Origin of the sequence: Streptomyces sp. NPDC021225 (genome assembly GCF_044332865.1) — a bacterium.
Taxonomy (GTDB): domain Bacteria; phylum Actinomycetota; class Actinomycetes; order Streptomycetales; family Streptomycetaceae; genus Streptomyces.
In genome coordinates this window covers 49841-70681 of the sequence record NZ_JBIRPV010000009.1, presented here as the reverse complement: position 1 = coordinate 70681, position 20841 = coordinate 49841, and the positions used below count along the sequence as shown (strand labels likewise).

18 protein-coding genes and 1 pseudogene are annotated in these 20841 nt (G+C 72.9%); 8 read left to right on the top strand and 11 right to left on the bottom strand.

Annotated elements, in window-relative coordinates:
• Positions 1-10 precede the first annotated feature (10 nt).
• Positions 11-316: a hypothetical protein gene (locus ACH4S9_RS33260; protein WP_311723208.1), complete on the top strand. Its 306-nt coding sequence runs from the start codon at positions 11-13 to the stop codon at positions 314-316.
• Positions 317-391: 75 nt separating this feature from the next.
• On the opposite strand, the gene ACH4S9_RS33255 is transcribed toward ACH4S9_RS33260, so the two are convergent.
• The 5 genes from ACH4S9_RS33255 to ACH4S9_RS33235 form a co-directional block, all read right to left on the bottom strand.
• A complete protein-coding gene (locus ACH4S9_RS33255) occupies positions 392-4987 on the bottom strand; it encodes an FtsK/SpoIIIE domain-containing protein (protein WP_398375278.1) in 4596 nt (1531 codons plus the stop codon).
• A gap of 8 nt (positions 4988-4995) precedes the next feature.
• Complete coding sequence (locus tag ACH4S9_RS33250) at positions 4996-6504, bottom strand: hypothetical protein (protein ID WP_398375277.1); 1509 nt, start codon at positions 6502-6504, stop codon at positions 4996-4998.
• Positions 6505-6588: 84 nt separating this feature from the next.
• Positions 6589-7800: an MAB_1171c family putative transporter gene (locus ACH4S9_RS33245; RefSeq protein WP_398375275.1), complete on the bottom strand. Its 1212-nt coding sequence runs from the start codon at positions 7798-7800 to the stop codon at positions 6589-6591.
• Positions 7793-8254: a hypothetical protein gene (locus ACH4S9_RS33240; protein ID WP_311723212.1), complete on the bottom strand. Its 462-nt coding sequence runs from the start codon at positions 8252-8254 to the stop codon at positions 7793-7795. Before ACH4S9_RS33240 ends, ACH4S9_RS33245 begins: the two co-directional genes overlap by 8 nt.
• 71 nt (positions 8255-8325) lie before the next feature.
• Positions 8326-8832, bottom strand: a complete 507-nt coding sequence (locus tag ACH4S9_RS33235) for a helix-turn-helix transcriptional regulator (protein ID WP_311723213.1) — start codon at positions 8830-8832, stop codon at positions 8326-8328.
• A gap of 551 nt (positions 8833-9383) precedes the next feature.
• Here ACH4S9_RS33235 and ACH4S9_RS33230 point away from each other — a divergent pair.
• Both ACH4S9_RS33230 and ACH4S9_RS33225 read left to right on the top strand, forming a co-directional pair.
• Positions 9384-10205 (top strand): thioesterase II family protein, encoded by an 822-nt coding sequence (locus ACH4S9_RS33230; protein WP_385350785.1) that lies wholly within the window; start codon positions 9384-9386, stop codon positions 10203-10205.
• Between the two features lie 174 nt (positions 10206-10379).
• Positions 10380-11030, top strand: a complete 651-nt coding sequence (locus ACH4S9_RS33225; RefSeq protein ID WP_358845015.1) for a helix-turn-helix domain-containing protein — start codon at positions 10380-10382, stop codon at positions 11028-11030.
• A 44-nt stretch (positions 11031-11074) separates the two neighbouring features.
• Here ACH4S9_RS33225 and ACH4S9_RS33220 read toward each other — a convergent pair whose 3' ends face one another.
• Entirely contained in the window at positions 11075-11722 is a 648-nt protein-coding gene (locus ACH4S9_RS33220; RefSeq protein ID WP_311723216.1) for a TetR family transcriptional regulator, read from the bottom strand.
• A gap of 456 nt (positions 11723-12178) precedes the next feature.
• Here ACH4S9_RS33220 and ACH4S9_RS33215 point away from each other — a divergent pair, with 456 nt between their 5' ends.
• Both ACH4S9_RS33215 and ACH4S9_RS33210 read left to right on the top strand, forming a co-directional pair.
• On the top strand, positions 12179-12943 hold the full coding sequence (locus tag ACH4S9_RS33215; RefSeq protein ID WP_311723217.1) for an SDR family NAD(P)-dependent oxidoreductase: 765 nt from the start codon (positions 12179-12181) through the stop codon (positions 12941-12943).
• A 155-nt stretch (positions 12944-13098) separates the two neighbouring features.
• The gene (locus ACH4S9_RS33210) at positions 13099-13854 is read left to right on the top strand and encodes an NPP1 family protein (protein ID WP_311723218.1); all 756 of its coding nucleotides are present in this window, start codon (positions 13099-13101) and stop codon (positions 13852-13854) included.
• A gap of 42 nt (positions 13855-13896) precedes the next feature.
• Here ACH4S9_RS33210 and ACH4S9_RS33205 read toward each other — a convergent pair.
• Both ACH4S9_RS33205 and ACH4S9_RS33200 read right to left on the bottom strand, forming a co-directional pair.
• Positions 13897-14662: pseudogene (locus tag ACH4S9_RS33205) on the bottom strand (RNA-guided endonuclease InsQ/TnpB family protein); the annotation flags it as partial.
• Positions 14663-14813: 151 nt separating this feature from the next.
• A complete protein-coding gene (locus ACH4S9_RS33200; RefSeq protein WP_311723219.1) occupies positions 14814-15260 on the bottom strand; it encodes a hypothetical protein in 447 nt (148 codons plus the stop codon).
• Between the two features lie 101 nt (positions 15261-15361).
• Here ACH4S9_RS33200 and ACH4S9_RS33195 point away from each other — a divergent pair, with 101 nt between their 5' ends.
• On the top strand, positions 15362-16162 hold the full coding sequence (locus ACH4S9_RS33195; RefSeq protein WP_311723220.1) for a carbon-nitrogen hydrolase family protein: 801 nt from the start codon (positions 15362-15364) through the stop codon (positions 16160-16162).
• Positions 16163-16202: 40 nt separating this feature from the next.
• Here ACH4S9_RS33195 and ACH4S9_RS33190 read toward each other — a convergent pair whose 3' ends face one another.
• A complete protein-coding gene (locus ACH4S9_RS33190) occupies positions 16203-16688 on the bottom strand; it encodes an HIT family protein (protein ID WP_398375272.1) in 486 nt (161 codons plus the stop codon).
• 26 nt (positions 16689-16714) lie between these two features.
• Positions 16715-18001: an SLC13 family permease gene (locus tag ACH4S9_RS33185; RefSeq protein WP_398375270.1), complete on the bottom strand. Its 1287-nt coding sequence runs from the start codon at positions 17999-18001 to the stop codon at positions 16715-16717.
• 188 nt (positions 18002-18189) lie between these two features.
• Here ACH4S9_RS33185 and ACH4S9_RS33180 point away from each other — a divergent pair, with 188 nt between their 5' ends.
• On the top strand, positions 18190-18891 hold the full coding sequence (locus ACH4S9_RS33180; RefSeq protein ID WP_311723223.1) for a FadR/GntR family transcriptional regulator: 702 nt from the start codon (positions 18190-18192) through the stop codon (positions 18889-18891).
• A gap of 33 nt (positions 18892-18924) precedes the next feature.
• Here ACH4S9_RS33180 and ACH4S9_RS33175 read toward each other — a convergent pair whose 3' ends face one another.
• The gene (locus tag ACH4S9_RS33175; RefSeq protein ID WP_398375268.1) at positions 18925-19506 is read right to left on the bottom strand and encodes a helix-turn-helix domain-containing protein; all 582 of its coding nucleotides are present in this window, start codon (positions 19504-19506) and stop codon (positions 18925-18927) included.
• A 36-nt stretch (positions 19507-19542) separates the two neighbouring features.
• Between ACH4S9_RS33175 and ACH4S9_RS33170 the strand changes: the two genes are divergently transcribed.
• The gene (locus ACH4S9_RS33170) at positions 19543-20838 is read left to right on the top strand and encodes an alpha/beta fold hydrolase (RefSeq protein ID WP_311723225.1); all 1296 of its coding nucleotides are present in this window, start codon (positions 19543-19545) and stop codon (positions 20836-20838) included.
• Positions 20839-20841: the final 3 nt, after the last annotated feature.

Here is a 20841-nt window from a genome sequence, read left to right as displayed (position 1 = left end):
GAACCACACCATGCCCGCAGGCAACATCAACCTCGACTACGCCGAGATCATGCGCGTTTCCGGGGTCATGAACCAGGCCGTCAACGACATCAACCCGCATCTGCTGTCCACCAAGACCTCGGTGGAGGGGCTGCTGGACAACGGCCTGTTCATGCAGCAGAGCAGCCCGGCGATGAAGGCCTCCTACGAGAAGCTGACTGCCTCGCTCCAGCAGGCGGTGGAGAGCATCAACAGCTTCGCCACCCAGTTCACCAAGATCAAGGAGTCCGTCGAGCAGATGGACAAGGACATCGCCGCCAGCACCAACAACGGCTGACCCGGCGCCCGCCGGGCTCCCGCTTCGCCGAGGAGCGGGAGCCCGGGTCGTCCCGGCCAGGGCGGCCCGGCCGGGTCAGCCGGTGCCGTCGGACCGCAGCACCGTCTCCGGGACCAGCACCGACACCAGCGCCCCAGTCACCGGGTCCACGGTCAGCCCGCGCCCCGGCACCGGCCGCCCGCGCAGCAGGTCGTACGGGACCCGTACGCCCAGCAAATCGCCCTCCCCCGGCGACTGCGGGGACAGCAGCAGGCCCTTGCGGACCCGGCGGACCTGGCCGAGCCAGCCGATGCCCGCGGAGGTGAGGGTCTCGGCGGTGGCCGCCACCGCGAGCCCCTGGCCGCGGTCCCGGCCGGTCGACGCGATCTCCCGCAGCACCGAGTCGGCGGACGGCATCTGGGCCAGCAGGTCGGCGTCGTCCACCAGCACCACCACGGGGCCCGCCTCGGCCTCCAGCGCCTGCCGCACCTCGTCCGCGCCCGGGTCGGGCGACTCGATGACCACCGCCCGCGGATGCCTGCCCAGGCCCCGCAGCGGCGACTCGCGCGGGGTGAGCGCCACGACCCGCGCCCCGCCCGCCAGCAGCGACACCGCGAGGCTCGCCAGCGCCGTGGAGCGGCCCGCCCCGGGCGGCCCGCTGACCATGAACGACGGGGCGTCCGCCGCGAAGTCCACCCCGACCGGGCCGAGGTCGTCGCCGCCCACCCCGAGCAGCCCCCACAGCGGGCGGCGCATCCCGGTGGGCACCTTCTCGTAGGCGTCGGTGAACGTCACCCGCTTCGGCAGGCTCGCCACCTTCACCGGGCGCCGCGCGGCGGGCACCTCGCGGTCCCGGCGGGCGGCCTCGTCGCCGATCCGCCGCAGCGCCTCCGCCTGGTCGCGCCCGGCGCCCGCCGCGCTCAACAGGGCCACCTGCACCTCGGTGGCGCTGCCGCCGCGCCAGCCGCGCCCCTGCGGCACCACGGCCGGGATCTGCTTGGCCGGGATCTGCGCCAGCATGTACTCGCTGCGGTCGGTCAGCCGGAGCAGCAGCCGCTCGTCGTTCAGCGAGGCCACCTTGCCGGACAGCAGGGCGCGTTCGGACGTGGCGATCACATGCAGGCCCATCGGGGCGCCCTCGCGGATCAGCGCCGTCAGCTCCTGCACCGGCCGCCCGCCGTCATGGTCGCCGAGCAGCGCGGTCAGCGAGTCCCAGCCGTCGATGAGCAGCACCGTGTGGGCGGGGCGCTCGGCGGGCGGCAGCAGCGAGCGCAGCTCGGCCAGATTCGCCGCGCCGTGCGAGGTGAGCAACTCCTGCCGGCGCCCCATCTCGGCGATGAGCCGCGCCAGCAGCCGGTTCAGCCGCTCCAGGTCGGCCCGGGGCACCACCGCGCCGCAGTGCGGCAGATCGTTCAGCGCCGCCAGCGCGCCGCCCGCCGCGTCGATGCCGTAGAGGTGGACGTCGGCGCAGGAGTGACGGCGGGCCAGGGCGCCCGCGATGGTCCGCAGCGCCTGGGAGCGGCCCGAGCGCGGCGTGCCGATGATGTAGAGGTGCCCGAAGCGGGAGAGGTCCAGCTCCAGCGGCTCCTGGCGCTGGGCGCCCGGCAGGTCGGCCAGCGCCCACGGCACCGACGCGAGCCCGGCGCCCGGCCGGTCGGGGCGGACCGGAAGCTCCTCCAGGGTGATCGACTGCGGCAGCGCGGGCAGCCACGGGCTGGGCTGCTGCGCGATGGCGAGCGAGGCCGAGGCCTCGCGTACGGCCTCCACCAGCGCCGTCAGATCGGTGGGCACCTCATCGGCGCCCAGCGGCAGCGGGTCGTCCTCGGCCTCGTGCGCGGGGCCCGGCTCGGCCGCCGTGCGGCCCAGCAGCGACCAGGTCAGCTCGGCGGCCCAGACCATGGCCTCGGGCGCCTCGGCCTGGGCGGGCCCGGCGGCGTCAGCGTTGTCGTCTTGGCGCGGTGCGCCCACGAAGGCCGTCTGGAACGGCAGCACCGAGCGGTGGCCGATCCGGGCCAGCGCCCGGCCCGGGGTGGCGCTGGAGATCGTCACCGCGTCGTTGACCTCGAGCACGTCCTGGCTGTCCATCGCGTCGGTGACGCGCAGCGCGATCCGCAGATTGGTGTTGGCCCGGATGTCGGCGGTGACCACGCCGGCGGGCCGCTGGGTTGCCAGCAGCAGATGCAGCCCGAGGGAGCGGCCGCGCTGGGCGATGCCGACCAGTCCGGGGACGAACTCCTGGACGTCGCGCGCGAGCGTCGCGAACTCGTCGATGACCAGCAGCAGCCGGGGCAGCGGGGCCATCGCCGGATCGCGCCGCCGCATGGCCCGGTACTCGCCGTGGTCCTTCGCCCCCGCCTCCGCCAGCACCCGCTCGCGCCGGACCAGTTCGGCGGTCAGCGAGGCCAGCGCCCGCTCCACCAGATGGCTGTCGAGGTCGGTGACCATGCCGAGCACATGCGGCAGCCGTACGCAGTCCTGGAAGGCGCTGCCGCCCTTGTAGTCGACCAGGACGAACGTCATCTCGTCCGGCCGGTTGACCGCTGCCAGCGAGGCCACCAGCGTCTGGAGCAGCTCCGACTTGCCGGCGCCCGTGGTGCCCGCGATCAGCCCGTGCGGGCCGTCCTTGATCAGGTCGAAGGTGACCGGTCCGGTGTAGCCGACGCCCAGCAGCGCCCCGGTGGACGCCGGCCGCTTGGCCCAGCGGCGGGCCAGCTCCGGGGCCGTGGGCGGCTCCAGGTCCAGCAGCCCGAGCAGCCGAACCTGGTCCGGCAGGCCGTCCGAGCCGTCCGGTGTGACGTCCCGTACGGGCGCCAGTGAGCGGGCGATCCGCTCGCACCAGTCCGTGTCCACCTGGTCGGGGCGGATGCCGGTCACATCGGCGCTGCCGGTGCGGCGCACCGTCAGCTCGCGCGCGCCCACCGCGCAGACGGTGACGCACTCCTCGGGGAGCATCCGCTCCTCCTGGTCCAGGCAGATCAGGAACACCCGTACCGCCGGGCCCTCCTTGAGCACCTGGACCACGCCGGGCACATCGCGCAGCCGCCGCGCCCCGTCGAGCACCACCACCAGGTCCGGCTCGCTCAGCAGGGCTCCGCTCATCGCGGAGTCCCGGGCGCGCATCCGCGACCGGATGGCCGAAACCAGCTCGGAGACCCGGTTGGCGACGGTCTCGGGGTCGTTGCCGACCGTCACCGACGGGCCGCCGGAGCGCGCCCCCGCCACCCCGCCGCGCCCGGGGCGCGCGTGCGGCAGCCAGCGCACCCACTCCCACGCGGACGCCCCCGCCATGTCCGTGAGCACGGTCACCCGTACGTCCCGGGGGCTGTGCAACACCACCGCCTGGGCCACCGCCCAGCGGGCCAGCGCCCGGGCCGCGTCCCGCTCCCCCGCGATGCCGACCACGCCGTCGGCGCACAGGTCGACCTGGACCGGCATGTCCGGGATCCGCCAGTTCACCGACCGGTGGTTGTCCTCCCGGGAGCTGTCGTCGATCGTCAGCAGGGAGGACTGGCCGACCGTCCCCACCCGCAGCGCCAGGTGGTCCGGGTGGCCGCGCCGCCGCTCCCACAGCCTGGCGCCGGGCCCGACGGCCCACAGCCCGGTGGTGGCCGGATCGGGCCCGGCGGCGACCCGCAGCCGCCGCTCGCGCCCGACCTTCTCCAGGACGTCCGCCTCCAGCGAGGCGCGGCGCGCGCGGTAACTCGCCACCCCGGCCAGATACTCGCGCCGGCCACTGCGGCGGGTGGTCACATAGTTCGCGACGGCCAGGAACGGGCTGAAGATCGCGAACATCAGATAGAAGTACGACCCGAGGAACGTCACCATGGCGATGCCGAGGAACATCGGCGCCACCACCACCAGCACCGGGATCGACCGCCGCGACGGCGGGGTCGGCGGTGCCGGGAGGACGAACCGCTCGGGCGTCAGCGGCGGAATGATCCTCGGCGGCCGGTTGAAGTCCAGATACGCGCCGTCGGCCGACGCCGTCACCGCCGCGTCGGCCTCGGTGGGCTCCGCGACCCGCAGCAGGTACTCCCCGAAGACCAGCTCGCTGTCCAGCGGCCATTCCCTCCAGCCGCGCGGCACCGGCTCATGCCGGTCGGCGTCCGGGTCCGGCAGCGGGGGCGGCGGAGCGGGCGGCAGCGGGGCGGCGTCGGCGCGCGGCCGCTCGGGCGGCGGCTCGGGCGCCGACAGCGCCACGGCGGCGCCCGCCTGACCGGGGTTCAGCAGCACGCCGCCGTCCGGGCGGACCGTCACCCGGATCCCGGCGGACGGCACGTCGCGGCCCTCCAGCCGCACCGCGCTGCCGGGCTCCGGGCCCACCGTGTACGTACCGGGGCGGAGCAGCCATACGCGCCCCGCGCCCCGCCCGCCCACGAGCTGAAGCTCGACCTGGGGGCCGCGCGGCAACCGCTCACCGTCGGCGGACCGCGAGGGCGGCGGCAGTTCCTCGCGCGCCGGCCCGTACGCGCCCCCGTCCCCCGGCGCCGGAGCCCCGAGCCCCAGCCGGGCCCCGTCCCGTACGCCGGCCGCCGCCAGCGGCAGTTCGGCGGGCAGCTGCCGGTCCCCGAGGAACAGTTCGGTGCCCTCGGGGCCCGTGGCATAACCCATCTCGGCCAGACGGACGGCGACGGCCCGGGCGGTGGTGGTTCCGCTGGTGTCGAGCACGACGTCGCTGTCGGCAACGCTCACAAAAAGTCTCACGGCTGCGAAGAGGTCCGTTCGTCGGTCGTGCCTGATGCGGCGGAGACGCCACCGACCGACCGGGTGGGCGGCGCGGCGGGGGCGGGCTCGGCGAGATCGCCGTCGTCCTCGGGGACTTCGGCCGGGGCCGGGGCGGGCTCGGCCGTCCCGGCAGGCTGGGCCTTCTCGGTTCTCTCAGGCTTCTCGGTGATGTCGGCTGCCGGGGATGGCCGTTCCCGTGCCGGTCCCGGGCGCTCGTCCGGCTCGGCGGGGGCGGGTTCGGGTTCGGGTTCGGCAAAGTCCGGCTCGACGCGCGGACGCGGAACGGGAGTCGGAGCCGGGGCCGGTTGCGCCGCCGGACGCGCCGGAGCCGGGGCGGGCTCGGCGAAGTCGGCCGCGAAGTCGGCTTCGGTCAAGGCCCCGTGGGGCCGGGCCGCCCCCTCGTCGGGCACGTCCCGCGGGACCGCGGCATCCGTCCGGGGCTCGGCGGCCGGCACCGCGTCCCGCACCGCCGCGCCAGGGCCCGACAGGACGGTCCCGGCGGGCGGGCGCCGACGGCCACGGCGGATGGAGCGGGCGATGGCCCGGGGCAGGGCGGCGGACTCCAGGTCGAGGTGGAGACCGGGGGCCAGCAGGCGGCCGCCGGGCTCGAGGTGGAGCGTCCAGCAGGCGCCGGGGAAGCGGCCGCCGACCAGGGCCCGGAGGCGTCCGGCCGCGGTGAGTTCGGAGAGCCGGGCGGACTGCTCCGGGGTCGGGGACCAGCACACGACGACCGGGGTCACCGGGGCCTCGGCGGACAGGTCGGATTCCAACTCGTCGAGGAGGGCGTCGAGTTCCGAGCCGTGGTGGCGGGGGTGCACACCGCGGGCGACCAGGACCGGCGGGCCGTCCGGCAGCTGGTCGATCTGGGCGGCCAGGGCCTGCACCATCCCGCGCGCGGCGGGGGGATCGCCTTCGACGGCGAGGGCGGCGGGGCCGCGCAGCCAGTCCACGAGCACGGCGCCGGGCAGCCGTCGGTCGACGCCGAGGGCGAGCAGCAGGCGCTCAGGGCCCTCGGGCGCCTCGACCGAGGCGGCCTGGGCCGACCAGGTCCACTCCCCCGGGTCGGCGGCGGTCCGCTCCCAGGGCCCGGCGGGGGCCAGCGGGTCGCGCCCGGCGAGGATGACCCGGACCCGGTCGCGGGCCGGGTTCAGCTGCACCGCCAGGGCGTAACAGCCGTTATCGGCGGTGGAGTCGGCGTGGTCGAGGGCGGCCAGCGCCCGGCCGGGCGCGGCAGGGTCGGCGAGATAGCCGGAGAGGATCCTGGCCCAGCGGCGGTGACGGCTGAAGACGCGGAAGGGCTCGGCGAACGCCCGTCGCGTCATGCGCACTTCCCAGACGATACGGCGGCAGGCGCCGCGTACACCGCCCTGGGATCTGATCAACCGCGCGCTCAGCCAGACCAGCACGGTGAATGCGGCGAGGAAGCCCAGGAGGATCAGCCAGGAGGCACGATCGGGCATGCCGAGGGCGAGCCATGTGTACACCGGAACCTCACGCTGGGAACGGGTCGGAAGAGCAAACGCTGAACGGCGTATGACCGACCCACCATACGGGGCCGGGCGCCTGGTTCACTTCTCCGCCTCGGCCAGAATCCGGTCGATGAGGGGGCTGTCGAGTTGGCGGGCCACGGCGACCAGATGTCCGCGTTCGCCCTGCGGCGGTACGTCCGTTCCCGGCAGCCGTTCGCACGGCTGCCGCGGGGGCCGCCCGGAACGCAGCGCCTCCAGCGCTCCCCTGATGCCCGCGGCCGCGGCCAGTGCGTCACGGTCCCGTGCGTCCAGGCCGTGTTTCTCGGTGAGGCGCCGCGTGGCGTTCACGATGTGCTGCGAGGTCCAGGGGCGCAGCGCGAGCTGTCCGTCGCGGATCTCGTGGGTTCGGCGCAGGGCGTGGAACTCCCAGGCGGATCCGGAGGGTGGGCCGTGGAGGATGACACCGGGGTCGGCCTGGGTCACGGTGGTCCACAGGGTCTCCAGCGCGTAGAAGTCACGCCGGCGCCGCCGCCGGGCCCGCACTGCGGCACGGGTCCATCCCGCGGACGTGATCACTCCGCCGAGGGAGGCCAGCGCGGGGCCCACATCGGTGCTCAGGGTGTCCAGCGTGTCGGATCCGAGCACCGCGCCGAAAATGGCCAGGACTTTGCACACGCCGTAACTTCCGACGCAGACGCAGCCGATCACCAGGAGTCGGAGACTGGAGCGCAGGATCGGGTCGTGCACGTCCTTCAGGCGTCGGCAGCACACGCTCACCATCGACCACAGCGCCACTCCGAACGCCGCCTGATACACCAGCAGGAACGCGAGCACGGGCGGGCGGTCCGCGAAGGTGGTGTCGAAGGTCAAGGGCCGTTCGCCGGGCGGCAGGTCGGCGGAGAGGAACAACGCCGTCATGACGGCGATGGCGGCGCCATAGCCGGGCAGGACGCGGCGCAGGGCGTCTCGCATGCCGGTCCCCGTGGGCGGTTGGCCGCCTCCCCCGGCGGCGAGTCGCCGAGGTGACCACAACAGCGCCAGTACGAGGATGCATCCGCAGCACGCGGTGATTCCGGTGTAGACGACGAGGGTCGCCAGATGGGGGACTCCGCTGGCCTCTCCGATCCGCCGGTAGACCGTCGGGGCGGCGGCGAGAAAGCCGGTGCCGGCGAACAGAGCGCCCACGGCCATCAGCAGGAGGCTGGGGATCCGTTCGACCGCCCAGGCCAGTGCCTTGTAGGCCGCCAGCCCGTAAATGACGGCGCCGACGGCGAAGTAGCCGAGGGTGTGGATGTCGCCGGGGTCAGACATGGCGCCCCTCCCGGTGGATCAGGGACGGCGCGAGCCGCGCGGCCGGACCGTCCACCGGGGCGAGGTTGAGCTGCTGGTAGAGCAGCGTGCCGATGGTCTCGGCCTCGTGTTCGGTGGGGTCGTCGTAGTGGGAGCGCCCCAGTACGCGGCGCACCACGGCGGGGTCGATGGCGTCGGGCCGGGGGATGTGGCCGAGCAGCAGGTGCGCGAGTTCATGGCAGACAACCAGCAGTTGATGGGCTCGGCTGGTGTGCTTGGGGTAGTAGATGAGGTCCTGCGTCAGGTACTGCTCGAACCTGCCCGTCGGTTCGCCGGGGGCCACGTCCTGTTCGATCAGGCGCAGCGTCCGCCGGGTACGGGCCTCGTAGGCGGCGTGCAGTTCGGCGAGGGTCGGATGCGGCGGCAGTCCGAGCTCCCTCAACAGGGACCGGACGCGGCGCCGTTCTGACCGCATGCCCACGCTGTCGTCCTTTCCTTCGCCGCGCTGTCAGGAGGTCACCACGGAGGGTTCGGAGGATGGCCGGTTCACCACGGCTTTCTCTCACGGGACTTGTGCGGGCGGCCTACGGCGCGGCGCAGCTGGTCCACCAGGGCGTGGACGGTCTCGCGCATGTCGTGGGGCAGCACGGCGACGCCCTCGGCGATCTGACGGACCTGGTCGTCGTCGAACAGCTCGGTGTCCGCGGCCGCCGAGCCGCCGGCGGCGCGGTCGCGGTGGCCGACCGGCTCGCCGCGCCGCTCCTGTTCGATGGCGCGCAAGTGCCGCTCCACGTCGCGGGTGTAGCGGTCCTCGCCGGGGAGGAAGAAGTACTCCACGCGCACCCCGAACAAGGTGGCCAGCGCGACCGCCCGGTCCGCCCGGGGCACCGAGCGGCCGTTGCGCAGGTTGCTGATCTGGCTCACCGACATCCCGACGGCTTCGGCGATCTCACGCTCCGTGTACGGCCGGCCCAAGTCCGCGGGGTAGATGACCTCTTGGAGGCGCTGAAGGCGTCGCGAGAAGCACTCCGCCGCGTCATGACGTCCTGACATCCGCGAACGTTCTTCGGGGTTCTGCTGCGGGGGCGACATACCCGTGGATCCTAAGCGAACCGCACAACGGCCGGGGCCGTTTCATCGGCGCCGGTTCCAGAAAACTGGAACCGATCGACCCGGGATGGCCCCATATGGGGAAGATGCGGCCCTGGTCTGCTGATTTAGTTGACAGTACCGGCGGGCGTATTACAGGATCGGCTCGCTCGCATGGTCCGGAACCGACCAGCCGACGGGGGCAGGGGGGCGTCACCGGACAGTCGGGCACTGTGCGTCCAGGGCGGACGCACGGATCCGGGACGGGGCGGGGGGTTTCCAAACCGCTCGGATATCCACGGCGCATCGTCTTAGTCCATCACGACTCCTGACCAAGCTGAGTGATGTTTCGGTAAAGGATTTTCCATGACGCCGGACAAGACCTCCCGCGGTATGCGCCAAGCGAATTCACCGGCTGCCCGGATGAATACCGAGTACGGCTTGCCCGTATTACCCGCCGACCGCCGCACGGTCATTCATGGAATTGCGATACATCCACAAACAGGGGGAATGGCATGCGCATCAGGATTGTCGACGGTCACCTCCTGATCGGTGACCCCCGGCTGCCACTGAGAGTGTTCCTCTTCCACTACGCGGGCGCGACCGCGCTTTCCATGCTCCCGCTCGCCCGGGCACTGCCGCCGGGGTGCGCCGCGGTCGCGTTCGAGCTGGACGGCCGGGGGGAGTTGGCCGACACTCCCCCGGCACGCGGCTTCGACGACGCGGTGAAGCGGCTCTTCCCGGCGTTCCGCAGCTGGGTCGACCGGCCCGCCGTGGTGGTGGGGCACGGCGTGGGCGCCCTCCTCGCCCACGCCCTGGTCGCGGAGCTGCCCGACGGGCAGCGCCACCACCTCAGGGACGTGGTGCTCTCGGGGGCCCGGTCCCCGGTGACCACCGCACGGGTCGCGACGCATCCGCGCGCCCCGTTCCTGACCAGGACGCGGGAGGAGCTCACCGCGGAGCTGCGGCGCCACGGCGGCTGCCCCCCTGAGCTGTTCGACTATCCGCACATGCTCGACCTCGCGGTCACCATGCTCGGCCAGGATCTGCACCTCATGGACACGTACCACGAACCGGCGGCCGTGCCGCCGGGTGGCCGGACGGACTACCACGTGTGGTCCGGCCGCGGCGACCGGAGTCTGTCGGCGGCGGAATCGGAGCGGTGGCGGCTGAGCACGCCGTCCCCGCCGCAGCCGCGGGAGTTCGCCGGAGGCCATGTCTTCCTGTGCCAGGAGCGGCCGCCGGCCGCCGCCCTCCGGGAGCTGGTTGCCGCCCGGATCGCCGACATCGCCGATATCGCCGACGTTCCGCCCTGTCCGGAGCGCGGCGCGGCCTGAGGATCCGAGGACCTGGGGAACGCACAGGAATTTAAGTCAGCTGCTTGACTAAAATGGGTGGGTGGGGTTGCGTAGGCTTTCCTCCCTGGAACCCGCTGTTGCGGTGGAGGACCCGCGGCGGCTCGAGGGACTGGCCGTCGCGGGGCGGCGCGAAGTCCCGGTGCGGTGGTGATCATGGCGGGCAGGACGGTACGGGCGGAACAGGTCAGCGCGACGCGGGAGCTCATCCTGACCGCGGCGGAGCGGCTGTTCGCCGAGCGCGGGGTGTACGCGGTGTCCAACCGCCAGGTCAGTGAGGCCGCGGGGCAGGGGAACAACGCCGCGGTCGGCTACCACTTCGGCACCAAGGCCGACTTGGTGCGCGCGATCGCGCGCAAACACGCCGGGGAGATCGAGCGGATCCGAGGCCGGCTGCTGGCCGAGATCGGCGACTCCGACGACATACGCGACTGGGTGGCCTGCCTGGTGCGCCCGGTCCCCGAGCATCTGGCGGACCTGGGCAGCCCGACGTGGTACGCGCGGTTCTGCGCCCAGGTGATGACCGACCCGGCGCTGCACGAGATCATCGTCGAGGAGTCGCTGTCCTCCGCGTCGCTGCCGCAGGTCATCGAAGGGCTGAACCGGTGCCTGCCCGATCTGCCGGCGGAGGTCAGCGCCGAGCGCGGCATCATGGCGCGCGAGCTCATCCTGCACATCAGCGCCGAGCGTGAACGCGCGCTCGCCGAGAACTCCCCCACGCCCCGCGCCACCTGGCACGACGCCGCCACCGGCCTGATCGACGCGATCGTCGGCCTGTGGCTGGCCCCGGTCACCGGCCGCTCCTGACCCGCGGCGGGCCCTGCCGGGCAGGCACCCCGCCGGGCAGGGCCTCAGATGGCCAGACCCTCGGTGGCCTTGAGCACCGCCCGCCGGAACACCTCGGCGTCGGCGGCCCCGTCCGCCTCCGCGGAGCGCCCGGCCCACTCCTCCGCGGCCACCCGCAGGGCCCCGTTGAGCATCACCGCCTTGAGCCTGGGCAGCAGATCCGCGGGGTCCGCTCCGGTGCGGGCGGCGATGATCTCGGTGAAGACGGGTTCGGCGTCGTGGTGGACCTGGAGCCAGACGGCGCGCAGCCCCGGCTCCCCGGGAAGCAACCCGATCAGCCGGCGCATCGCGGAGGGCACCTCCGACGGCTCGGCGGCCGAGGGCAGATCCCACTGGATCCCGTCGCAGAGGGGGCGGTCCGCGGGCCAGTCGCGCAGCCGTCGGGCCACGGCCTCGAGACCGGCGGCCAGCAGCGGACGTACACACTCTTCCTTGGAGGGGAAGTAGCGCCACAGCGTGCGGGGGGAGATACCGGCGGCGCGGGCGATCTCCTCGCCCGAGGTCGCCGCCACCCCGCGCTCGCCGAACAGCCGCACCGCCTCATGCGCGATCTCCAGACGGGTGGCCTCCTTGCGCCGCTCGGTCAGCGGCGGACGGCCGGTCGGCCGGGGGGTGCCGGTCGCCGCGGCGGCCCGCGCTCCAGGCTGTTTCACAGTGGTTCCCCGTTCCGCTGTTCGTGGGCGATGCCCGGTGGGTTCCCACCCTAAGACCGTCCGACAGTAGGGCCCGCGGCGTCGCGTGCCGATGGGCGGCTCCCCCAGCTAACGCTGGGAGGTGCCCCCAGCCGCACCCCGCTCGTCGCACGCAGGGGGTACCGCCCAGCGGTAGCTGGGGGAGCCGCGCGCTCTCCTCACAGGGCACGCCCATGCTTGCCCCTCGACCCGCTCCTTCACCCGCGCTCCCTACTGCCGGACGGTCTAACCAGCGGTTTCGGACCCCGCGGCGGTCGGCGCCGGCCTCCGGGCAACGCACCTTTTCGCCCCCTGCTGCCACTATGGCAGTCAGTGTCAAAAACCTCTAGGGTGACCCGCGGGACGGGCGCACCACGGAGAGCCCGTCCCGTCCGTGCCGCATGCGGAGGAGCCGTAGGCGAGGGAAGGGAGCCCCCTGTGAGCAGCATCGGCCTTCAAAGGCGCAGCGTCGTCGTCACCGGAGCGGGATCGGGGATCGGCCGGGCCACGGCGCTCGCCTTCGCCCGGGAGGGGGCGAAGGTACTGGTCGCCGACCTCGACCAGGAAGGGGCCGAGGGGGTCGTCGAGACGATCGCGGCCGAGGGGGGAACCGCCCGCGCGGTGGTCGGCGACCTCGCCGACCAGCAGGTGGTGGACCGGGTCGTAAGCACGGCCGTGGAGGCGTTCGGCGGCCTGGACGTCCTGGTCAACAACGCGGGCATCATGGACCGTCTCTCGGCCGTCGCGGACACCGACGACGCCGAGTGGGACCGCGTCATGCGGGTGAACCTGACGGCGCCGTTCCTGCTGACCCGGGCCGCGCTGCCGCACATGGTGTCCGCGGGCCGTGGCTCGATCGTCTTCACCGCCTCCGAGGCGGGCCTGCGCGGCAGTGCGGCCGGTGCCGCGTACACCGTCTCCAAGCACGGGGTCGTGGGCCTGGTGAAGTCGCTCGCCGTGATGTACCGCGACCAGGGGATCCGCACCAACGCCATCGCCCCGGGCGGCACCGCGACCGCCATCCGGGTGGACGCCCGGCCCGGGGCTCACGGCCCGGCCGTGATCGGCGCCTACGCCGGCAACATCGGCAGGATTGCCACCGCCGAGGAGCAGGCCGCCGCCATCGTCTTCCTCGCCTCCGACGCCGCGGCCAACGTCAACGGCGTGGTCCTGCCCGTCGACAACGGCTGGTCCGCCGTCTGATCGACCCCAACTCCCCCGCACTCCACATTGGTTGACTCTTCACCCCTGCGCCATCTGTCGCCACTTGCGACTCCGTCGCGTGGCAGGATGCTGACTGGTGCATGCCAACACTGAACGGCCTGCCCCACACCCCCCCGGTCCTTCAGGAGGACGCAGTGAAGAGAAGGTCGCGCATCCGCAAGGTCCCGCTCATCCTCGGCAGCGCCGTCGCGCTGGTCATCGCCTTCCCCGGCACCGCGCTCGCCGACCCCCCGAAGGCGCTGCCCGGCAACGCGGACGGCATGGAGCAGACGTTCCAGCCGGCCTTCGACTACGACACGGACGGCTGCTACCCGACCCCCGCCATCGGCCCTGACGGGACCCTCAACGGCGGCCTCAACCCGTCCGGGAACCCCAACGGACAGTGCCACGACCAGTCCGACCTCGACAACACCAACGGCTACGCGCGCTACAAGTGCAACAATGGCTGGTGCGCGATCATTTACGGCCTCTACTTCGAGAAGGACCAGGCGACCATCGGCGGGCACCGCCACGACTGGGAACACGTCGTGGTGTGGGTGCAGAACAACCAGGCGCAGTACGTCTCCACCTCCGCCCACGGCAACTTCAACGTCCACACCCGCGACCAGATCCGCTGGGACGGAACGCACCCGAAGGTCGTCTACCACAAGGACGGCCTGAGCACCCACGCCTTCCGCGCCGCGAACTCCAATGACGAGCCGCCGGAGAACCACTACCACACCTGGCAGTTCCCCACCCTGGTCGGCTGGAACGGCTACCCCGCGGGGATCCGGGACAAGCTGAGCCAGGCCGACTTCGGCAGCGCCACCTTCGGCCTCAAGGACGGCAACTTCAACGCCCATCTCGCGAAGGCCAAGCCGTCCGGGATTCCGTTCGACCCCAACGCCTGACGGGCGGGCCGGGGGCGGCACGGGCCGCCGCACCGCCCCCGGCACGTTCAGCGCTCCCACGTGGTCGGCGTTCGCAACGAACCCGCACACGGTGCACTCGAACTTCGCTTGGGTGGTACGGTTCTCCGCGCTGACGTGCCCGCATTCGGGGCATGGGCGAGAGGTGTTGCGGGCGTCCACCGGAATCACTCGGCGACCGGCGCTGTCAGCCTTGTCCGTGTTCGGGGTTGGGCGCGGGCGCCTTCGTCATGCCTACTGCGTTCAGCCGTTCGTGGCCGATCACGTCGTGGTCGCGGATCAGTTCGTTCGCGGCCTTGTGGTTGTGGTCGAGGCGCTGCCGCCGGATCTTCGCGTGGATCTTCGCGATCTTTCGGGCGGCAGCCCGGTGCTTCATTGTCTCCAGGAAGCGCGGGTTCTCCTTGTGGTTGCCGCTGGAGTCGGTGAAGAAGTGCACCGTACCCACATCGATGCCGACGATCGACCCGGTAGCGGGAAGCGACTCGGCGGACACCTGGTCGCAGGCGAGGATGACGTACCAGCAGCGGCCTTCCCGCTTGACGCCGACCGTCTTGACGCGGCCCTTGACCGGTCGGTGCTGGTGCACCCGGATATGCCCGACGCCTTGGAGACGTACGCGGGTGTGAGTCTCGTGTGGCGTGGAGTCCCAGCGGCAGCCGTCGCCGTCCTTCGGGAAGACCACCGTGTCGAAGTGCCCGACACCTTTGAAGCGCGGGTATCCGGGGGCCCGGCCAGCCTTGATGCGGCGGAAGAATGCCTGGAACGCCTTGTCCAGACGCCTGAGCGTCGCCACCAAGGCCGGACTCGTCCGGCAGGCGGCCGCCACGGTGGACGCGTGGGTGACAGCGAGGCCGTCGTACGCACCGCACGCGACGCCTCGTACACCCCCTGACCCGCCGGCCGGCTGCCACGGAAGATCACCGGCGGATCACTTCGGCGGATCACTTCCGGCACACCGCCAGGCAGGGCCGCGTCCACGCCTGGCGGTCGCAGAGAAACCCCAGACCGATGCCGAGCAGCCAGAAGTCCTTCGCCATCGGAAGCCCTTCCGGGGTGGGCAGGGGGCTGCCCTTCTGGTGCGTGCCGGGGGTGCGCAGATACAGCCCGACCAGGGCGGTGGCGAAGGCGGTGAGCCCGGCCCCGGCGACGGCGGTGGGCACCAGGGGCGACAGGAGCGCCGCGCCCAGAGCCACCTCGGCACAGGACAGCAGCCGGGTGAACCGATGCGGTGACATCCCGCGGAACCAGGGGTACGCCCCGGCCGCCATGCCATGGAGCCCCTGCTCGGTCTGCTCGTCGGCGTGGCGCTTACCCAGGCCCGAGTGCAGGATGAGCACCCCGGTCGTGAGCCGGGGAGCGATGTGGTGGAGTCTCATCGGGGCGTACATGGCCTTCTCCCTTCGCCGGAAAGCGGGTAACCGTCGGGTAACCCTGGTCACGAGGTGTATGCACGCCCCGCTCACCCGCCCGACAGAGAGGCCCAGCCACCATGCGCATCGCACTGAGCCAGCTCACCACCGGCCCGGATCCCGAGCGGAACCTGGCCGTCCTGCGCGAGCAGACGGGCCGCGCGGCGGAGGCCGGGGCCCGTCTCGTGGTGTTCCCCGAAGCCACGATGGCCTGCTTCGGCACCCCTCTGACGCCACTAGCCGAGCCGCTGGACGGGCCGTGGGCCACCGGGGTCCGGCAGATCGCCAAGGACTCCGGCCTGGTGGTCGTGGCCGGCATGTTCACCCCGGCGCCCGACGGCCGGGTGACCAACACCCTGCTGGCCACCGGCCCCGGGGTCGAGACCTCCTACGACAAGATCCATCTGTACGACGCCTTCGGCTTCACCGAGTCCAGGACCGTGGCCCCGGGTTCGCGAGTCGTCACCTTCGACCTCGACGGCGTCCGGATCGGCCTGGCCACCTGCTACGACGTGCGCTTCCCCGAACTGTTCCGGGCCCACGCCGACGCCGGCGCGCAGCTCTCGCTGCTCCCCGCCTCATGGGGCGCCGGACCGGGCAAGCGCGAGCAGTGGGAACTGCTGATCCGCGCCCGGGCCCTGGACGCCACCCTATGGCTGGCCGCCGTCGGCCAGGCCGACCCCGCCGCCACCGGCCACGCGCCCACGTCCTCCGCCCCCACCGGCATCGGCCACAGCGCCCTCGTCGGCCCCGACGGCACCGTGCGGCAACGGCTGGACGCGGCCCCCGCGCTCCTGGTGGGGGACGTGGACCCCGACGAGGTCACGTCCGTCCGGCGCACGGTGTCCGTCCTGGCCAACCGCAGGCTGGGCGGCGCATGACCGCGTGATGTCCGGGCCGCGGCAACGCACCTGCGGCCCCTCACCAGCGGGACCTCAGGCGTCGTACGAGCTGCGCGGCGGCCGCCTCACCGCCCCGTGGCGCCTGTGGCCACTCGTCGACGCGCGTCCACCAGTATTCCCGGGGCGTGCCGGGGTAGCGCGGCAGGAGATGCAGGTGCAGATGGGACACCCGGTCACCGATCACGGCCGCGTACACATGCTCGGCGTCGGCGACCTCCCGCAGCGCCCGCGCGGACCTGGCATTCCAGCGCCCCATGCGCTCGGCCTCCTCGTCGGTGAGGTCGGCGAGGCCGGCCGCGTGCCGACGCGGCTCCACGAGGAGGTGTCCCAGATAGACCTCTGCCGACTGCCCCGGAGCCCGCGGTGACACATGCGAGACCACCACCAACTCGTCCTCGTGCACCGGCCCTCCCGGCATCAGCGTGACATCGCGATGCTTCCGGCACACGAAGCAGTCCACAGGGCGCTCCTCAGGCGTCTCGGTCGCTCTCTGCGGCTTCGTCATGGTCGCACTCCTCGGCTCGGGGCGGGTCAGCCCAGGCCCGGTACCACCATGGCCAGCCAGGCCACGGCCGGGACCGTCGCCACCACCACGCCCCCGTACACCATCAGTTGGCGGAAGAAGCGGTCGCGGTCGACGTCGGGGGCGGCCGCGAGCACCAGGGCGCCGTTGGTGGAGAAGGGGCTGACGTCGACCACGGTGGCCGAGACCGAGAGGGCGGCCACCATGCCGACCGCGCCGATGTCGCCCTTGGCGAGGAAGGGGACGGCGAGGGGGATCAGCGCGCCCATGATGCCGACGGAGGAGGCGAAGGCGGAGATGACGGCGCCGATGTAGCAGAGCAGGAGGGCCGCGAGGAGGGGGACGCCGATGTCGCTGACGGCCCGGCCCGCGTAGTCGATGGTGCCCATCTCCTGGAGCACGCCGACATAGGTGAGCACGCCGCAGATCAGCAGCACCGTCGGCCACGAGATCTCGTTGGCCGCCTTCTTGCCGTCCTTGGGCCAGAACAGGCTCAGCAGCGCCGCGAGGGTGATCGCGGCGAGGCCCGCGTCGAGGTCGAAGACGAGCACGGCGACGACGAGGGCGACCAGGGCGAGGAGGGTCGCCACCCGGTCGGGGGTCAGGCCGCTCGCCGCCCCCTCGACGGCCGGGTCGTCGGCCGGGTCGTCGGCCGGCCGGGGCGCCGTTGTCGCGGTCGCGGTCGCGTGGCGTGGCAGCGTCAGGCCCCCGCAGACGACGAAGACGACGGCGGCGATGACCAGGTTGACCACCAGGCTGGCCAGGAAGAGCGTGATCTCGTTGCCGGGCAGCTTCTCCCGTTCCACGATCCCGTTCACGATCGAGCCGTAGATGCTGATCGGTGAGAAGCCGCCGCCCTGGGCGCCGTGCACCACCATGGCCCCCATCAGCAGTGGGCTGATGCCGTAACGCGCGGCGAAGCTCAGCGCGATGGGGGCGACGATGGCGACCGCGGCCGGGCTCACCGCGCCGATCGCGGTGAGGACACCGGTGATCGCGAACATCACCCAGGGGATCAGCGCCACCCGCCCGCGCACGAGTCGGACCGCGGCGTGGACCAGCCACTCCGTGGTGCCGTTGGCCCGGGCGAGGGCGAACAGATATGTCACGCCCACGAGGACCACGAAGAGGTCTCCGGGGAAGCCCGCGAAGATGCCGTCAGCGTCAAGGTCGGCGACCAGCTCTCCCACACCGAACGCCGCTGCGAAGGACAGCGCGCCCATATTGACGGAGCGCGTGGTGGCCAGCACGAAGACCGCCACCAGCACGATGATCGAGATGAGTTCGGGGGACAATGAGAGCTCCCGTCGCCGAGTGGCCAGTGGCGGAAACACGGTGGGCCCCACGGTGCGTCATAGTCAATACTGAGGAAGCAGATTGGCTCAGCCACTTGTCCGGTGAGCCAGTGGGCCAGTGTGCCGCCCGGCCACTGAACCGCTGGTCACCGGGACAGTAGGCGTCTCGACGCCGAGGGAGTGTCCGTATGACCGACGCACTGCGCCCGATGGCTCGCCAGCGTCTCTACCAGCAGGTGCTGGAGCGGCTGCGCGCCTACGCCGCCGAGGGCGGCCTGCGCGCGGGCGACCGGCTGCCACCGGAGCGGGAGTTGGCCCGGCGGCTCGGGATCAGCCGGGCCTCCGTCAAGCAGGCCGTTGTCGTACTCGAGGTGCAGGGCCTGGTGGAGGTCCGCCAGGGCGGTGGCACCTACCTGCTCAGGGACGGGCTCGACGCCGAGCCGGTGGAGCGGCTGGTCGAGCGGCGGCGCCGCCTCCCCGATGTGCTCGACGCCCGCGAGGCGCTGGAGACCAAGATCGCCGAACTCGCCGCCGAGCGCCGCACGGACGAGGATCTCGCCGCCATGGAGTCCGCCCTGGACTGGATGGAGGACGAGATCGAGTCCGACCGCCATGGCACCGAGGGCGACCGGCGGTTCCATGAGGCCGTGACGGCCGCCGCCCACAGCCCGCTGCTGGCCGAGTTCATGCGGTCCATCGCGGACCAGATCGGCGAGAGCCGCGAGGAGTCGCTGCGCCAACCCGGCCGCCCACGCCGCTCCCTGGCCCAGCATCAGCGCATCCAGGACGCGATCGTCGCGGGCAACCCCCGCGCCGCCGCCACGGCCATGCGGCGCCATCTGCGGACCGTCGCGCAGGTCCGCCTCCTGTCCTGGAATCCGGACGACTGAGCCCGGCCGCAGCCGTGGACGGGCCGCGGCAGTTCACCCGCCGTCGGTGGCGGGGTCGGGGTCGGGGTCGGGGTCGGGGTCCGCGGACGGCTCCTCGGCCGGGAAGAGGATCGGGCTGAGCAGATAGCGGGCGCGATCGCCCGTGGGTGTGTTGGCCAGCCGGGGCGCGATCGCACCCCGCAGCTCGCCGATCATCTCGTGGAGTTCGTCCCGGCTGAGCCACACCGCGTGCTGCCGATAGCCGACCAGGTCGGCCGCCGGGTCGGCCCCCTCCCGGTCGAGATAGGCGTCGAACTCGGCGGCCAGGGTGGCCATCGCCGCGGCGAAGCCGCGCCGGTAGTCGTCGAGCGACAGCGACTCCGTCATCTCGGCGTCGATCACCGCCCGTTCCTGGCGCAGCCGGTACCGGCGCTCGACCGCGCCGCGCACCCGCCGTTCCTCGGCGACTTCCAGGAGCCCCCCGGCCGCGAGCAGCTCGATGTGCCGGTAGACCGTGGCCTTCGAGACATCGGGGATCCGGGCCGACAACTGGGCCGTCGACAGCAGTCGTCCCCCGCCCAGCGCGTGCACGATCCGCAGCCGTACCGGGTGTGCCAGCAGCTCCAACGTGTCCATCGCCCCACGATCTCATATCTGCTACCTTTCGCAAAAATGAGAACACAGGAAGGGGAGGCGGGGATGGCGACGGAGACCGATCCGGCGAAGACCGCTGTCGCGGTCGTGGAGATGGCGCGCGAGGGGTGCTTCGACGAGATCGCGCAGCGGTTCGCGCCAACGCTGCGCGCGGCCGTGTCCGCCGAGGCGCTGCGGCTCGCCTGGAGCGTGGAGTTGGGCAAGCACGGCGCGGTCACCGCCATCGGGGAACCGGTGGCCGAGCCGCCCGGGGCGGGACGGGTCAGGGTGAGTGTCCCGGTGTCCTGCGAACGCGGGGGCCTCACCGTCGTCATGTCGGTCGACGACACCGGCAGCCTGAACGGTCTGCGGTTCGCGCCCGCGGCCACCGCGCCGTGGACGCCGCCTCCGTACGCCGCTCCGGAGCGGTTCGAGGAGAGCGCCGTGACGCTCGGCCACGCTCCGCTCGCCGTGTCCGGCACGCTGAGTCTGCCGCGCGGGGACGGCCCGTGGCCCGGCGTGGTGCTGCTCGGCGGCGGAGGGCCGTTCGACCGCGACGGGAGCGCCGGGCCGAACAAGCCGCTCAAGGATCTCGCGTGGGGGTTGGCGAGCCGTGGCGTGGCGGTGCTGCGCTTCGACAAGGTGACGTACGCCCACCCCGGGCGGGTGGCGGACGACCACGACTTCACGATGGCCGACGAGTATGTGCCGCACGCGGTCGCCGCCGTCCGGACGCTCCAGGACCGGCCGGCCGTGGATCCCGGGCGGATCTTCGTGGTCGGCCACAGCATGGGCGGCAAGGTGGCCCCGCGGGTGGCGGCGGCCGAGCCCTCGGTCGCCGGTCTGGTGCTGCTGGCCGGCGACGCCGAGCCGATGCACCGGGCCGCCGTCCGCGTGGCGCGCCATCTCGCCTCGCTGGCCCCCGGGCCCGCCGCGGACGCCGCCGTCGAGGCGCTGACGCGACAGGCCGCGGTGGTGGACAGCCCCGGCCTGTCGCACTCGACACCCGCGGAGTCGCTGCCGCTCGGCCTGTCGGCCGCGTACTGGCTGGACCTGCGCGGCTACGACCCGGTCGCGGCCGCTGCGGCCCTGGGCACACCGATGCTCGTGCTCCAGGGCGGCCGCGACTACCAGGTGACCGTCGCGGACGATCTCGCGCGGTGGCGGGCGGGGCTCGCCCACCGCCCGGATGTGACGACGCGCGTGTACGAGGCCGACAACCACCTGTTCTTCCCGGGCTCGGGGCCGTCCACGCCCGCCGAATACGAATCCGCGCACCACGTCGACCCGGCCGTCGTCGCCGATATCGCCGAGTGGCTGTCGCCGCCCGCGTGAGCG

Excerpts from the sequence above, each read along its gene's own strand:
- ACH4S9_RS33260 (WP_311723208.1), top strand. The coding sequence starts at position 11 with ATGCCCGCAGGCAACATCAACCTCGACTACGCCGAGATCATGCGCGTT.
- ACH4S9_RS33245 (WP_398375275.1), bottom strand. The coding sequence starts at position 7,800 with ATGTCTGACCCCGGCGACATCCACACCCTCGGCTACTTCGCCGTCGGC.
- ACH4S9_RS33240 (WP_311723212.1), bottom strand. The coding sequence starts at position 8,254 with ATGCGGTCAGAACGGCGCCGCGTCCGGTCCCTGTTGAGGGAGCTCGGA.
- ACH4S9_RS33235 (WP_311723213.1), bottom strand. The coding sequence starts at position 8,832 with ATGTCAGGACGTCATGACGCGGCGGAGTGCTTCTCGCGACGCCTTCAG.
- ACH4S9_RS33230 (WP_385350785.1), top strand. The coding sequence starts at position 9,384 with ATGCGCATCAGGATTGTCGACGGTCACCTCCTGATCGGTGACCCCCGG.
- ACH4S9_RS33225 (WP_358845015.1), top strand. The coding sequence starts at position 10,380 with ATGGCGGGCAGGACGGTACGGGCGGAACAGGTCAGCGCGACGCGGGAG.
- ACH4S9_RS33200 (WP_311723219.1), bottom strand. The coding sequence starts at position 15,260 with ATGTACGCCCCGATGAGACTCCACCACATCGCTCCCCGGCTCACGACC.
- ACH4S9_RS33195 (WP_311723220.1), top strand. The coding sequence starts at position 15,362 with ATGCGCATCGCACTGAGCCAGCTCACCACCGGCCCGGATCCCGAGCGG.
- ACH4S9_RS33190 (WP_398375272.1), bottom strand. The coding sequence starts at position 16,688 with ATGACGAAGCCGCAGAGAGCGACCGAGACGCCTGAGGAGCGCCCTGTG.
- ACH4S9_RS33180 (WP_311723223.1), top strand. The coding sequence starts at position 18,190 with ATGACCGACGCACTGCGCCCGATGGCTCGCCAGCGTCTCTACCAGCAG.
- ACH4S9_RS33175 (WP_398375268.1), bottom strand. The coding sequence starts at position 19,506 with ATGGACACGTTGGAGCTGCTGGCACACCCGGTACGGCTGCGGATCGTG.
- ACH4S9_RS33170 (WP_311723225.1), top strand. The coding sequence starts at position 19,543 with ATGAGAACACAGGAAGGGGAGGCGGGGATGGCGACGGAGACCGATCCG.